This is a genomic window from Neisseria sp. HMSC074B07 (assembly GCF_001810355.1).
Classification (GTDB): Bacteria; Pseudomonadota; Gammaproteobacteria; order Burkholderiales; family Neisseriaceae; genus Neisseria.
On record NZ_KV800950.1, the window covers coordinates 84,519 to 97,338 of the forward strand.

A 12,820-nucleotide genomic window follows, 5' to 3' on the forward strand; every position below is an offset into this window, starting at 1 on the left:
AACGCCGTACTGGTTTAAAGTTAAGCCACTATAATCAAAACAAGATTCCGTCGGCGGAGGTCGTCTGAAAATGAAGCCTGCTTTTCAGACGACCTTATAACCAAAATTGATATCCGCCGAAGCAAACATTATTTCCGCTTTTTATTCTTTCGAGATAAAGTGCTTTGTAATCACTGCCTGTTCATGCTTGGTGCGTTACGTCCTTATCGGCAATGAATCGGGCGAATTGTTTTCCGAATTTTTCAGGAGTGTCGAATGAATATCCGCATACTGTCGCTGGCTGCCGCCATTGCCCTTTCCGCCTGCTCGCCCAAATCCGAACAGGCTGCCGACAAGGCGGCTGCGCCGGCGGCAAACGGCAAGGGCATTACGCTTTTAAATGTGTCTTATGATGTGGCACGGGATTTTTACAAAGAATACAACCCGTTATTTATTAAAGAATATCAGGCAAAGCATCATGGCGAGTCTATTGAAATCCAGCAGTCTCACGGCGGCTCCAGCAAGCAGGCTTTATCTGTGGCGAACGGTTTGGCGGCGGACGTGGTGACCATGAATCAGACTTCCGACATCGAGCTGCTCGAACAAAAAGGCTTGGTCAAATCCGACTGGGCTAAACGCCTGCCCGACCATGCCGTGCCTTACACCAGCACGACGGTTTTCCTCGTCCGCAAAGGCAATCCGAAGCAAATCAAGGATTGGAACGATTTGACCAAAGACGGGGTAAAAATCGTACTCGCCAACCCGAAAACCACGGGCAACGGCCGCTACGCCTTTTTGGGTGCATACGGCTACGGTTTGAAGGCGTTTGGCGGAGATGAAGGCAAAACCAAAGAATTTGTCGCTGCCTTACTGAAAAACACGCCGGTATTTGAAAGCGGCGGCAGGGCGGCAACGACGACGTTCAGCCAGCGCAATATTGGCGATGTTTTGATTACTTTTGAAAACGAGGCGAATCATGTCAGCAAAAAACTGACTCAAGATCAATTTGAGATTGTTTATCCGAGCTACACGATTTTGTCGGAAACGCCGGTTGCCGTCGTGGACAGCGTGGCGGATAAAAAAGGTACGCAGCAGGCGGCGCAGGAATATCTGTCCTACCTTTGGAGCAAACCCGCCCAAGAGCTTGCCGCCAAATTGTATCTGCGTCCGCGCGACAGCGAAGTCCTCGCCGCACACAAAGCTGATTTTCCGGATATCGAAACGTTCAATCCGAATGAAAAATTCGGCACATGGCCGGAAATCATGAAGAAATATTTTGCCGACGGCGGCTTGGTGGACCAGCTCTCGCCCAAACGCTAAAAGAAACAATCCGCCCAACCGGCACGCCTTGCGCCCTACCCGCTTCGGCTTGCCAAACAGGCGCAAACAGCCCGAAACCTTTTTTCAGTCAGGTTTCGGGCTGCTTCGTTTTTGAATGAACGGCATCTTTTCAGACGACCTCGTCCATCAAACTTGGCACATCATTTCACACACGGATTGTCCAAAACGACCGAGACATCGCGTTCGGCTTTGTTCATATAGGTCATGCGGACTTTCTTGCCTTTGAATTCTGCCTCGACGACGGATTCCAACGTGGCGACATCTTGGATGAAGCCGAATTTTTTGTCTTTTGCGGAAATGAATTTGACCGGTTTTTCATGGAACAGCGAGTAGAAAGACACGCCTTTATAACCTGCGGTCACGGCGCATTGCGTTTTGCTGTCGGTGGCGATGACAGAGGAAAGCGTATGGGGCTTGTGGGTACGGTCGGCGAAGGTGGTGTAGGAATCATACGATCCGAAGCTGATCCTTAATGCAAAGGTATTGCCAAGCCATTCATAGCTCGTCCTGTCTTCGGGAAGATTTTTTGCAATGGCTTTTTTGCTTGCAAAGAAAGAGCATTCTTGAGTTTTATGGTTGCAGACTTTTCTGACGCTGAACTGTTTGTCCGGAGAAGTAATGACGGTTGCGGCGGCAAGGCTGTTTGCGCTTGCTGCGGCGAACACACAGCTTAAAAGAAGTGAGCGGATGGGAAGGGACGGTTTCATTTTTTGTTTGGTGTATCGGTTGGTTTTTAATCTTGATTGAGTGGGTTTGAATGCAATGACGCACTCAATAATACCTGTGGCGGAATGGCCGCCGATATGTTGATTTCAATCCGCAAAACAGATAATCCGAAGATCGTCTGAAACTGCTTTTTGGCGTTTCAGACGACCTTTATTTGCTTTGCGGCGCGGGTTTAGCGGAAGAAGTCGCCCATGCCTGCGGGCAGGCCTTGGGTGAATGCACCCATGGTTTTGTTGGTGGTTTCTTCGGCTTTTTCAGAGGCGGCATTGATGGCGGCGAGCACCAAATCTTCCAGCATTTCTTTGTCGTCTGCGGCTTCTTGAATCAGGTCGGGGCTGATTTCGAGTTTGCGCACGACGTGGGCGCAGGTCATCACGACCTTAACCAAGCCGTTGCCTGCTTCGCCTTCTACTTCGGTTTCGGCAAGTTTCGCTTGCGCTTTTTTCATGTTTTCCTGCATTTGCTGCGCCTGTTTCATCAGGCCGCCTAATCCGGCTTTTCCGAACATATTTAAAACTCCTGTGGTTGAATCGTTAAGGTTATGGGGTCATACCGTTTGGTGTGAAGGGTCGTCTGAAAGCGGGTTGATGGTTTTCAGACGACCTGAATGTTTATGTATCCGAAGGGAAACGGAAATTCTCGATTGCCGTTATTCCGCCTGCTCCGCCAGTTCCAAAGAATCGGGCTGCCATTGGGCTTCGAAAACTTTTAAAACCTGACGCGCGGTTTCGTCGGCTTCGAGCAAATCCTGCGCCTGCTGCCTGCCTTCAAGCTGGAGGCGTTGGCGGCGCATGATCGGGGTTTCCCAACCCGCGTCGTCGCGCCACGGTTCGGTTTGCAATTTCAACGGCAGTCCGTAGGCTTCGGCAAGCGTGTTTTTGATTTTGTCGAGCCGCTCTTTGTTGGCGGTGGCGCGGGCTTCGTCGGTCAGCGACAGCATTATCAGATGGCTGCCTGCGTCGTAGTGCGTCCATGCGGCGTGTTGCGCCAGCATTTGCGCGGCGCCGAGCTTGCGGGCGAAATGTCGGACGATTGCCGCCCAGTTTTCGGTGGAAAAATCGGGCAGCGGGGCGAACTGCGTGTCTTCGTCGTCGTCGCCGTCTTCTTCGGCTTCCGATTCTGCTTCTGCCGTATCGGCAGGGACGGCGTGTTCCCAATCCGGCGGCGGGGGCATTTCCGCGCTATCCGCTACGGGGTAGTCATGCTCGGGCGAACCGTAATCGTAGAAAGGCTCTGCGGAAGCTTCATGCGCAAACGATTCTGCATCCACGGCTTCTTCAATCGGGGTCGTCTGAATGGGGTTTTCAGACGAAGCCTCAGACAAGGAAACGTCAGCTTCGTTGTTTGCTGCCCCGTAATCGGAAACTTGATTTTCAGACGACGTTTCGGCTTGATGGGTCGTCTGAAATGGCGTTTCTGCTTCGTTTGCGGACGGAGTGTTTATCTCTGCTGCGTCAGAGGTCGTCTGAACGCTCGCATCCGCCGTTTGGGCGGGCGTGTCCGATACGGTTTCCACATCGCTTGGTGTGTCTTCCCAAGGTGGAACGTCATTCTTTTCTTGAACAGAAACCGGTTCGGCAACCTTGTTTTCAGACGACGTGGCAGGCGTGGAGGTCGTCCGAACGGGTGGTTTGGCGGCTTCAGACTGGGGAAGTTGCAAAGGCTTTTTTGCGGTATGGACACCCGTTTCGGCAGAATGCAGCTCAGTATTTTCGATATGTCCGCCAACGTCGTGCGCATCCGCTGCCAACGGCGCAAACGCAAGCATACGCAGCAGGGTCATGACGAAGCCGGCGTATTCGTCGGGCGCAAGGCTCAAATCCTGTTTGCCATGGATAGTGCATTGATAATAAAGCTGGATTTGTTCGCCGCTGAGTGCCTGGCTCAGTTGCAACAGGGTTTCGCGCTCAGGGTCGTCGTGTGCCAAAGCGGAAGGAACCGCCTGTATCAAGGCGAGGCGTTGCAACAGCATGGCAAGTTCGCCCAACGCGCTGTCAAAGCCGATGGCGCGCGCCGCCATTTCCTGCGCTTTCGCCAGCAGGGCTTCGCCGTCTTGGTTGACGATGCCCGCCAGCAGCTCGTAGAGATATTGCTTGTCCACCGCGCCTATCATTTGGCGGACGTCTTGTTCGGCAACGCTGCCCGAACCCATGGCGATGGCTTGGTCGAGCAGGCTTAAGGCATCACGCATCGAGCCTGCGGCGGCACGGCCCAAGAGTTGCAGGGCGGCTGGTTCGTAGGCGATGTTTTCGTTGTTTAAAACATGGGCAAGGTGGTCGGCAACCTGTTGCGAAGTCATGTTGCGCAAGACAAATTGCAGGCAGCGGCTCAAAACGGTAATGGGGACTTTGTGCGGATCGGTGGTCGCAAGGATGAATTTGACGTGTTCGGGCGGCTCTTCCAGCGTTTTCAGCATGGCGTTGAACGCACTTTTGGAGAGCATATGTACTTCGTCGATGATATAGACTTTGTATTTGCCGGCGGTCGGCGCGTATTGGGCGTTTTCCAATACTTCGCGGATGTTGTCGATGCCGGTGTTGGAGGCGGCGTCGATTTCCAGCAGGTCAACGTAGCGTCCGGTGTCAATTTGCGTACAGCTTTGGCACACGCCGCAAGGCTCGCCGTGTTGCGCGTTTTCGCAGTTCAGGCTTTTCGCCAGAATACGGGCGATGGTGGTTTTCCCGACGCCGCGCGTACCGGTCAGCAGGTAGGCATGGTGCAGGCGGCCTTCGTCCAGCGCGTTGCGCAAGGCTTTGACGACGTGTTCCTGACCGACTAAATCGGCAAAGGTTTTCGGACGCCATTTACGGGCAAGAACTTGATAAGCCATAAGGTTTTCTCTGCTGGAAATAAATCGGAAGGTCGTCTGAAAAGTGGTTGAACGCCTTTCAGACGACCTTGGAAGATGACGGGTATTTTAGCATTTTTTTGATTTTTATTAAGGATTTTCTGTCTGCATATCGGGAAAGGCGCGTGTATAATCGTTAGAATATTACAAAATCTAAAATATCTTGAAGAACAAATCACTATGTCTGAAATCATCTTACGCAATCATTCCGCATCCATGCAGATAAACACCCTGGGCGCATATGTGGACAATTTGGTTTTACACGGTCGAGAAGTGTTATTCCCGAAAACCAGCGTCCAAGTCGGCACTGATACAAAATTACGCGGCGGGATGCACGTCTGCCTGCCGCAGTTTGGGCCGGACAGTAAAAACCATTTGGCGCAACACGGTTTCGGCAGAACCTCTACTTGGCAAATCCGCTATCAAAATGAATCGGATGTCGGCTTGAGATTGATCAGCACGGCAAAGGGCTATGAAAACGTCGAATGGCTTCTGGATTACAGCCTACCGAACGAAAACGAAGCGGTCGCTACATTGACCGTCTGCAATTACGGCGACGCGCCCGTGCGCACTTCGCCCGGTTTCCATCCCTATTTCCCCGCCGTCGGCACCCAATTCGATTTCAACGGCGCGCCCTACGACGCCGACTATATCGCACACACGGAATTTGTCGCTTCATCATCGTATACACATGTTGCGTTTGACGGATTAAAACTCGACATCCGAACGCAAAACCTGCCCGTTTACGCGCTTTGGAGCGACCGCAACGGACAATACACCTGCGCCGAGCCTACCGCCGAAGGCAACGCCTTTTTATCGCCTGCGCGCGGCGGACAGTTTGTATCGGGACATGGCAAAAAGCGTTACGGCATGAAAATCCGTTTGATTGCTTGAGTTTGGAGTGGATTTGTTTCAGGCCCTCAAATAAAAAACCACCTTGGAGAAGGTGGTTTTTGAACATTACAAACCGTTGTTGTTGATTGCATTGGCAATATCACGCACGGCGGTAACATACATTCGGCTGTTGTTATACTGCCAAACTGTATAGAAATTATTCAGACCGAGATAATATTCAAATACGCCCGGACTGGTTTCCAAGCTGAACAAAACGGCTTTCTCATTGTCGGCAACCGCTTTTTGCGGAACCACACCCATTGCTTTGAAATCCGCAACGGTACGATTCAATGCGGTTTTTTCATCAATGATGGCTTTTAAATCAGGCGTAATCGTCAGATTGACGGGAACAATCATTTTGCCGCCTGTTTTCCAGCCGTGTTGCTTCATATAATTGGCAACAGAAGCGGCAACGTCGCCGATATTGTTCCAAATATCGCGGTGTCCGTCGCCATCATAATCGACCGCCCATTTGCGATAGCTCGAAGGCATGAATTGCGGCATACCCATTGCGCCCGCATAGCTGCCTTTGAAGTCAAAAACGTTCTCTTTTTCTTCTTTCGCCATCAGCAAAAGCTCAATCAGCTCGTTTTGGAAAAACTCGGCGCGACGCGGATAATCAAAACCCAAGGTACTCAAAGCATCGGCAACGCGGAAGCTGCCCGTGTTTTTACCGTAGTTGGTTTCAATCCCGATAATCGCCACAATCAGCTCGGCAGGTACTCCGTATTTGCGTGCCACATCATCGATAACGGCACGGTTGGCAGCGTAAAACTGTTTGCCGCCGTTAAATTTCGTCGCGCCGGAGTTGCCCGTGCGGAATTCATACCAAGGGCGGGAAGTTGACGGGCGGTACATGATATTGATGATATTGCCCTTGTAAACCACGCCATTAAAAAAGTTTTGCAGCTCGGCTTCTGTAAACTGCTTTTTCGCTGCCTCATAACGGATAAACTGGCGGACATTGGTATTGGCATTAAAGCCGCTGCTGGCAACCGATTCCGCAGCAGAATCAAAAGCAGGACGCTGGTTTTTGCTTTGATTGATCGGCTCAACCGTTTTAGCAGACTCAACGTTTGTTTTGGTTGTATTGCAAGCAACAAGCAGCAACGCGGTTGATATTGCGATGAAAGGGATAAGTTTTTTCATATCTGAATTTATAGTCACTAAGGAAGCAGTCTTAATTATGCAAAAAGGTCGTCTGAAAGACGGTAGGAATATACATTCCCTTTCCTTTCAGACGACCTTTTAAGACTGTCTATTACTCTGCAGCCGCAACAACAGCAACGGTAATCGCAGCAACAGCGTCAGTGTGCAGAGCCACTTCAACTTCGTACTCGCCTACGGCTTTCAGAGGGCCGTTAGGCAGGCGGACGTTGGATTTTGCAGCTTCAACGCCTGAAGCAACAATCGCAGCAGCGATGTCGGCATTGGTAACGGAACCGAACAGACGACCGTCCACACCGGCTTTTTGAGCGATAGTGATGGTTTGACCGTCCAGTTTTTCTTGACGTGCTTTAGCATCGGCCAAGATTTCGGCTTGTTTGGCTTCCAATTCGGCACGGCGTGCTTCGAATTCTTTCATATTGGCTTCAGTAGCGCGTTTGGCTTTGCCGGCAGGAATCAGGAAGTTGCGGGCGTAACCGTTTTTTACGGTAACGATGTCGCCCAAGTTGCCCAAACCGCCGATTTTCTCTAACAGAATAATTTGCATGATTTAAACTCCAAAATTATTTGTGTTGATCGGTGTAAGGCAACAGAGCCAGGAAGCGTGCGCGTTTGACTGCAGTAGCCAATTGGCGTTGGTAATGCGCTTTGGTGCCGGTGATGCGGGCAGGGATGATTTTGCCGTTTTCAGAAATGAAGTCTTTCAGCAAATCAACTTGTTTGTAATCGACTTCTTGGATTTTTTCAGCCGTAAAGCGGCAGAATTTTCTACGTTTGAATGATTGACGAGCCATTGTCGTTTAACCTTTATATTCTTTAATGTTCTGTATGCGGAGTATCGGCCTTGGGAAGCGTTTGCTTCGCTGTGCGAGAAAGCCTTCTGCTTCAACCATCGTATCTTGCCGATACTGCCATTCTTCAGCCTGCTTACCTAAAATACGCGCGGGAATTTCAAAACTGACCAGGCATTTTTGCCCGTTTTCTTCCTGCCAAGATTCATGCTTTAACATAATATCCAAAACAGGAATTCCTGCCGGCGTGTATCTCAAGGATTCAACCTTGTAAATCAGGGCAGTAAGCTTTGTAAGATTATCCAATCTTATTCGGCTGCTGCAACTTCTTCAGCCGCACCGTTCAGCAAGTTTTTTGCTTTTTCGCCGCCCAGCATAGGAGAGGCTTCGGTTACAGCATGTTTTGTTTTGATGGTCAGATGGCGCAGTACGGCATCGTTAAAGCGGAAAGCGGTTTCCAGCTCTTCAACTACTTCAGGAGTAGTTTCGATGTTCATCAAAACATAGTGTGCTTTGTGGATTTTGTTAATCGGGTAAGCCAGTTGACGGCGGCCCCAGTCTTCCAAGCGGTGGATTTTGCCGCCAGCTTCGGCAATCATGGTTTTGTAACGTTCAACCATAGCAGGCACTTGCTCGCTTTGATCAGGATGAACGATAAACACGATCTCATAATGACGCATGTTATCTCCTTATGGATGATTAAATACAGCCTTTTGCCATGCGAAAGCAAAAGGCAAGGTTGAAAGCGTCGAATTATAACCGAAATTCAAGCCTGTCACAAGCAGACAATGCTGTCTGAAAATATTCTGTTTTCAGACGACCTCTATCCTCATCAAATCATCCTTATTTATCCCGCCGTGACATTCCAGATAAACTTCAACATCATTCCCCTGCCAAACACAGGCAACAGCAAATCCATCAGACAACATCGCTGTCATCCCATGCCAATCCGAACATCCGCACACCTGTATTTCCCTTTTTCCATCTGCCGTAAATCGATAGCCAACCTTGCGCATATCCTCGGGAAAATCCAAATCCGCCGCCTTCAACAGTGCTTCTTTAATGCACCATAGCCGATAAAATTCTTCCTTATCCCAATCCCTGGATACCAAATATTCCTTTTCCCACTCAGCACATACCCACTCCGCCAACGCCTGAAAATCACGAAAACGGATTTTCTCAACATCCACACCGGCGGACAGACTATTTGATGTACACAACACCGTAGCAATGCCGTGACTATGGCTGAGCGAAACGATTGGATGTTTTGATTTTTGCTTAAGGGCGCGACTGACTTTCCAATCTATTCTTTCCGACAATTGCGGTGATTGGGCTATCCTCTGCCTATCATGTTGACTTAAAGAATCATCACAATAAGTTTCGGCAAGAAGCTCATCTCCGAGCAGGCAATACAAATGCTTCTTCATCGGATATCCAAAACAAAATTTTCTAAAACCAAAATGAGCCGGCAGCATATACCCACCGGCTCATTTCAACACATTGCAAGCATCAAGCTACCATTTAAAGATAACAGTTAGACCAAATTACCGCCAAACCATAATTTGGTCGTTACACTTTTAATGCAAGCTTCCTTTTAAGACCACTCGGCTGTTCCAAGTAGCAACATGGCATTCATACTCATTGCCGCCAACGGTTTTTTTGTCAAAATAGCTGACTAAGCGGACGGATTTCGCTTTTCTTTGTACCGCAGTGCTTTGGAAGCGTTTCACTGTACTCAAGAAAGCACGCTGGCAGGATTCCTCCGGACTTTTACCGACCATGTTGGCAATTTGACGGGAGACCAAAGTGGTATTACCGGTGCTGCCGTAAGAAACTTTGATATTAGGATTCAGAACAGATTTCGCTTCATCGGAATTCAGTGCAACACTTGCCTTACACATATAAACGTCATTTTTTCCTTTGCCATTCACTTTATGCCCTTCACCCACACTGCGGCATGCTCCTGAATCTTTCCCGGCATGTTGTTCATGAGATGAAGCCGAGCCTGAATTTCCGACAGAAGACTCCGATTTTGATTGGTTACTAGCACATGCAGAAATGGCTAATACTGAAGACAAAGCGATTAGATAAGAAAAACGGCGCATTTCAATAACTCCCGAAAGTAGTTTGTAAATAAGGATTACGATTTGTTATTGTAATGCATTGCGGATTATCTGATAAGAAATAAATCACCCCTTCTTTTACAAAAATTCCCTCTCACCGCACGACTTCAAATATTGTTATAAAGCAAATTGTATGAACTCTCTCTTTCAGACGACCTGCAATTCGCCACACACATAAAATCATCTGAAAAATAGACAAACTTTATCATCAACCGTTAGACTGCCCAGATTATGTTACGGATACGCTTATGAATATCTTAATTTCCAACGACGACGGCTACCTAGCCCCCGGCATTGCTATTTTGGCACGCGTTGCAGCAGAATTTGCCAATGTCCGCGTAGTTGCACCCGAACGCGACCGCAGCGGCGTCAGCAATTCTTTAACACTTGACCGCCCGCTGCAAATAAAAGAAGCCTCAAACGGTTTTTACTATGTCAGCGGAACGCCAACCGACTGTATCCATGTCGGACAACACGCCCTGCCCGATTTCAAACCCGATTTGGTTTTATCCGGAATAAACAATGGCGCCAACATGGGGGACGACACCCTCTACTCAGGTACAGTCGCTGCAGCAACCGAAGCCTATTTGATGGGTATTCCCGCCATCGCTTTTTCATTGAATGATTCACGCGGCCGCTACTGGAAAACCGCTGAAAAATCCGTTTGGATGTTGCTAGAATATTTGTTAAAAAATCCTCCTAAAGAGCCCATCCTGTGGAATATCAACATCCCCGCAGTCATGCCTGAAGACATACAGGGCATTAAAATCACGCGATTGGGCAGAAGACACCACGAGCAAAGTATCGTCCCCATGCACAATCCGCGCGGAGAACCGATTTACTGGATAGGGCCGGTCGGCAACATTTCCGACCAAGAGAAAGGCACCGACTTTGGAGAGTGCGAAGCAGGGTTCATCACCATCACCCCCCTGCAAATCGACCTAACAGCCTACAACCAACTCCAAAGTGTCAGGGAGTTTTGGCAAGGCATAAAACCCTCAAACACATAACCTTTTCAGACGACCTGCTTCTGATATAGTGGATTAACTTTAAATCAGGACAAGGCGGACGAAGCCGCACAGTACAGACAGTACAGCAAGGCAAGGCAACGCCGTACTGGTTTAAAGTTAAGCCACTATAAACAGTTATTTTGAAATGAAACCCTACATTAAGCCCATACCCGCTGTCCGTCAGATTTTCAAACAGGCGAACCAGTCAAAATCAGGCACTTTAACAGTTACTAACGGCTGCAATACTTGAGAACAGGGCGTATTTTTATTATGATATGTCCCAATAAAACAACAACCCGATATAAAGGTCATCCAATCATGTTGAAAAAAACCGCATTTTACGCAGGGTCGGCAGCCCTCGCCCTCATACTCAGCGCATGCGCCAGCCAACAACCTGCGCCCGTCGTCGTAGGCAATTCCGGCAGCAATTCCGGTTCTGCAAACACAACCTCCAACAATCCATATGGTGCAGCGCCTTACGAAACCAATGCGGCCAACAACGACGCCCCTTATACCCCTCCCGCTTCCACTCCTCCTGCCAACAGCAGCTACCCTTCCGGCCCTACCGGCTCTTACACGCCTTCTTACGCGCCGGTGGACATCAATGCTGCAACACACACCGTAGTGCGCGGCGATACCGTCTATAACATTTCCAAACGTTACCAAATTACCCAAGACAACCTCCGCGCATGGAACGGCTTGGCAGACAACACCATCAGCGTCGGACAAACCCTCCGCGTCAAACCGAACGGCTACAGCGCTCCAACCGCTACTGCGTCTGTTCCGACCCCTCCTCCGACACACACCGCCTCTCCCAAACCTACTCCTGCACCGCTTAACACCCCGACCGTTTCCACAGGCGGTACCCGCACAGTCAGCGGCATCACATGGCAACGTCCGACCGTCGGCAACGTCATCAGCAACTTCGGCGGCAGCAACAAAGGCGTAGATATCGGCGGTACAGCCGGCCAACCCGTCGTTGCGGCAGCTGACGGCAAAGTCGTCTATGCCGGCTCAGGTTTGCGCGGTTACGGCAACCTGGTCATCATCCAACACAACTCATCTTATCTGAGCGCATACGGTCACAACCAACGCTTGCTGGTCAACGAAGGGCAACAAGTCAAACGCGGTCAAACCATCGCAAACATGGGTAATACAGACGCCAGCCGTACACAACTGCATTTTGAAGTGCGCCAAAACGGCAAACCGGTCAACCCTGCAAACTACGTTGCATTTTAAAATCAATGCCATACAAAACCGCCCAAATTGGGCGGTTTTTATTTTCAAAGACAAAAGCCAACCCTCCCAATTCACAACAATATTGACTTATATTGAATTTCTCCCGCCAATACACCCGTACAATCAAACTTATTGCCGTCTCCAGTATTTTTCAGACGACCCTCAAGACATTTCCGTCTTTTGAAATCTTTCTCAAAGCTTTTCTTTTCAAGGAGTCATCATGCAACAATACACCCTAGATCCCAAAGCCTTGCTCGGCGGCGTTATCCATAGCGATATCGACCAAGAAATCGTTCAACTCTCCCTGCAAAAGGATAATGAAATCCCCGATTATCAAGCCGATGCCATTATTCTCCTGCTGGTACTCAACGGCAGCGCCAAAATCATCACCCAAACCGAAACCCTCTCCACGCAAGGACTTCAAGTCGTCCGCCTTGAGCCCAACGAAACCCACAGCATACGCGCCCTACAAGACCACACCAATATACTGGTCATCAAGCAGCTTACTTACGCCTCCGGCCTGAATAAAAAACTGCGTTTCGGCAAATGTTGCCTATAAAGAAAGAGGTCGTCTGAAAGCCAAAAAAATGGTTTTCAGACGACCTCTTCAACATTCAACCTAATTACTGTTCAAAAAGAACGATAAATCAAAGTTCCGACACAAGACAACTTATAGTGGATTAAATTTAAATCAGGACAAGG

General features: G+C 49.3%; 15 protein-coding genes. 5 read left to right on the top strand and 10 right to left on the bottom strand.

Annotated elements, in window-relative coordinates:
* Positions 1-255 precede the first annotated feature (255 nt).
* Positions 256-1,299, top strand: a complete 1,044-nt coding sequence (locus HMPREF2726_RS08420; RefSeq protein ID WP_070602973.1) for a sulfate ABC transporter substrate-binding protein — start codon at positions 256-258, stop codon at positions 1,297-1,299.
* Between the two features lie 161 nt (positions 1,300-1,460).
* Here HMPREF2726_RS08420 and HMPREF2726_RS08425 read toward each other — a convergent pair whose 3' ends face one another.
* The 3 genes from HMPREF2726_RS08425 to dnaX all read right to left on the bottom strand — a co-directional run bounded on the left by HMPREF2726_RS08425 (position 1,461) and on the right by dnaX (position 4,876).
* On the bottom strand, positions 1,461-2,027 hold the full coding sequence (locus tag HMPREF2726_RS08425) for a hypothetical protein (protein WP_003757391.1): 567 nt from the start codon (positions 2,025-2,027) through the stop codon (positions 1,461-1,463).
* 191 nt (positions 2,028-2,218) lie between these two features.
* A complete protein-coding gene (locus tag HMPREF2726_RS08430) occupies positions 2,219-2,554 on the bottom strand; it encodes a YbaB/EbfC family nucleoid-associated protein (protein ID WP_003744574.1) in 336 nt (111 codons plus the stop codon).
* A gap of 141 nt (positions 2,555-2,695) precedes the next feature.
* Positions 2,696-4,876, bottom strand: coding sequence for a DNA polymerase III subunit gamma/tau (gene dnaX / locus HMPREF2726_RS08435; protein WP_070602975.1), 2,181 nt, complete (start codon positions 4,874-4,876; stop codon positions 2,696-2,698).
* Positions 4,877-5,074: 198 nt separating this feature from the next.
* Between dnaX and HMPREF2726_RS08440 the strand changes: the two genes are divergently transcribed.
* Positions 5,075-5,788 (top strand): aldose epimerase family protein, encoded by a 714-nt coding sequence (locus HMPREF2726_RS08440; protein WP_070602976.1) that lies wholly within the window; start codon positions 5,075-5,077, stop codon positions 5,786-5,788.
* A 66-nt stretch (positions 5,789-5,854) separates the two neighbouring features.
* Here the strand turns inward: HMPREF2726_RS08440 and mltB are convergent, their stop codons facing one another.
* The 7 genes from mltB to HMPREF2726_RS08475 all read right to left on the bottom strand — a co-directional run bounded on the left by mltB (position 5,855) and on the right by HMPREF2726_RS08475 (position 9,851).
* On the bottom strand, positions 5,855-6,937 hold the full coding sequence (mltB, locus tag HMPREF2726_RS08445; protein ID WP_070602979.1) for a lytic murein transglycosylase B: 1,083 nt from the start codon (positions 6,935-6,937) through the stop codon (positions 5,855-5,857).
* 112 nt (positions 6,938-7,049) lie between these two features.
* Complete coding sequence (gene rplI, locus HMPREF2726_RS08450) at positions 7,050-7,502, bottom strand: 50S ribosomal protein L9 (RefSeq protein WP_003743490.1); 453 nt, start codon at positions 7,500-7,502, stop codon at positions 7,050-7,052.
* A 16-nt stretch (positions 7,503-7,518) separates the two neighbouring features.
* Positions 7,519-7,749: a 30S ribosomal protein S18 gene (rpsR, locus tag HMPREF2726_RS08455; protein WP_003678863.1), complete on the bottom strand. Its 231-nt coding sequence runs from the start codon at positions 7,747-7,749 to the stop codon at positions 7,519-7,521.
* 6 nt (positions 7,750-7,755) lie between these two features.
* Positions 7,756-8,058 carry a primosomal replication protein N gene (gene priB / locus HMPREF2726_RS08460; RefSeq protein ID WP_176662357.1) on the bottom strand — a complete coding sequence of 101 codons (303 nt, stop codon included), beginning with the start codon at positions 8,056-8,058 and terminating at the stop codon, positions 7,756-7,758.
* Positions 8,055-8,426 (bottom strand): 30S ribosomal protein S6, encoded by a 372-nt coding sequence (gene rpsF, locus HMPREF2726_RS08465; protein WP_003757376.1) that lies wholly within the window; start codon positions 8,424-8,426, stop codon positions 8,055-8,057. Before rpsF ends, priB begins: the two co-directional genes overlap by 4 nt.
* A 132-nt stretch (positions 8,427-8,558) precedes the next feature.
* Positions 8,559-9,221 carry a 4'-phosphopantetheinyl transferase family protein gene (locus tag HMPREF2726_RS08470; protein WP_232203826.1) on the bottom strand — a complete coding sequence of 221 codons (663 nt, stop codon included), beginning with the start codon at positions 9,219-9,221 and terminating at the stop codon, positions 8,559-8,561.
* A gap of 102 nt (positions 9,222-9,323) precedes the next feature.
* Complete coding sequence (locus tag HMPREF2726_RS08475) at positions 9,324-9,851, bottom strand: hypothetical protein (protein ID WP_009312229.1); 528 nt, start codon at positions 9,849-9,851, stop codon at positions 9,324-9,326.
* Between the two features lie 266 nt (positions 9,852-10,117).
* Here HMPREF2726_RS08475 and surE point away from each other — a divergent pair, with 266 nt between their 5' ends.
* The 3 genes from surE to HMPREF2726_RS08490 all read left to right on the top strand — a co-directional run bounded on the left by surE (position 10,118) and on the right by HMPREF2726_RS08490 (position 12,677).
* Positions 10,118-10,879 carry a 5'/3'-nucleotidase SurE gene (surE, locus tag HMPREF2726_RS08480; RefSeq protein ID WP_009312230.1) on the top strand — a complete coding sequence of 254 codons (762 nt, stop codon included), beginning with the start codon at positions 10,118-10,120 and terminating at the stop codon, positions 10,877-10,879.
* A gap of 318 nt (positions 10,880-11,197) precedes the next feature.
* A complete protein-coding gene (locus tag HMPREF2726_RS08485) occupies positions 11,198-12,118 on the top strand; it encodes a peptidoglycan DD-metalloendopeptidase family protein (protein WP_070602980.1) in 921 nt (306 codons plus the stop codon).
* Between the two features lie 220 nt (positions 12,119-12,338).
* Positions 12,339-12,677 (top strand): cupin domain-containing protein, encoded by a 339-nt coding sequence (locus HMPREF2726_RS08490; protein WP_049230110.1) that lies wholly within the window; start codon positions 12,339-12,341, stop codon positions 12,675-12,677.
* Positions 12,678-12,820 lie beyond the last annotated feature (143 nt).

Coding starts and splice junctions, on each gene's coding strand:
- HMPREF2726_RS08475 (WP_009312229.1), bottom strand. CDS start 9,851: ATGCGCCGTTTTTCTTATCTAATCGCTTTGTCTTCAGTATTAGCCATT.
- HMPREF2726_RS08470 (WP_232203826.1), bottom strand. CDS start 9,221: ATGCTGCCGGCTCATTTTGGTTTTAGAAAATTTTGTTTTGGATATCCG.
- rpsF (WP_003757376.1), bottom strand. CDS start 8,426: ATGCGTCATTATGAGATCGTGTTTATCGTTCATCCTGATCAAAGCGAG.
- HMPREF2726_RS08425 (WP_003757391.1), bottom strand. CDS start 2,027: ATGAAACCGTCCCTTCCCATCCGCTCACTTCTTTTAAGCTGTGTGTTC.
- HMPREF2726_RS08440 (WP_070602976.1), top strand. CDS start 5,075: ATGTCTGAAATCATCTTACGCAATCATTCCGCATCCATGCAGATAAAC.
- HMPREF2726_RS08490 (WP_049230110.1), top strand. CDS start 12,339: ATGCAACAATACACCCTAGATCCCAAAGCCTTGCTCGGCGGCGTTATC.
- dnaX (WP_070602975.1), bottom strand. CDS start 4,876: ATGGCTTATCAAGTTCTTGCCCGTAAATGGCGTCCGAAAACCTTTGCC.
- mltB (WP_070602979.1), bottom strand. CDS start 6,937: ATGAAAAAACTTATCCCTTTCATCGCAATATCAACCGCGTTGCTGCTT.
- rpsR (WP_003678863.1), bottom strand. CDS start 7,749: ATGGCTCGTCAATCATTCAAACGTAGAAAATTCTGCCGCTTTACGGCT.
- HMPREF2726_RS08485 (WP_070602980.1), top strand. CDS start 11,198: ATGTTGAAAAAAACCGCATTTTACGCAGGGTCGGCAGCCCTCGCCCTC.
- HMPREF2726_RS08430 (WP_003744574.1), bottom strand. CDS start 2,554: ATGTTCGGAAAAGCCGGATTAGGCGGCCTGATGAAACAGGCGCAGCAA.
- rplI (WP_003743490.1), bottom strand. CDS start 7,502: ATGCAAATTATTCTGTTAGAGAAAATCGGCGGTTTGGGCAACTTGGGC.
- surE (WP_009312230.1), top strand. CDS start 10,118: ATGAATATCTTAATTTCCAACGACGACGGCTACCTAGCCCCCGGCATT.
- HMPREF2726_RS08420 (WP_070602973.1), top strand. CDS start 256: ATGAATATCCGCATACTGTCGCTGGCTGCCGCCATTGCCCTTTCCGCC.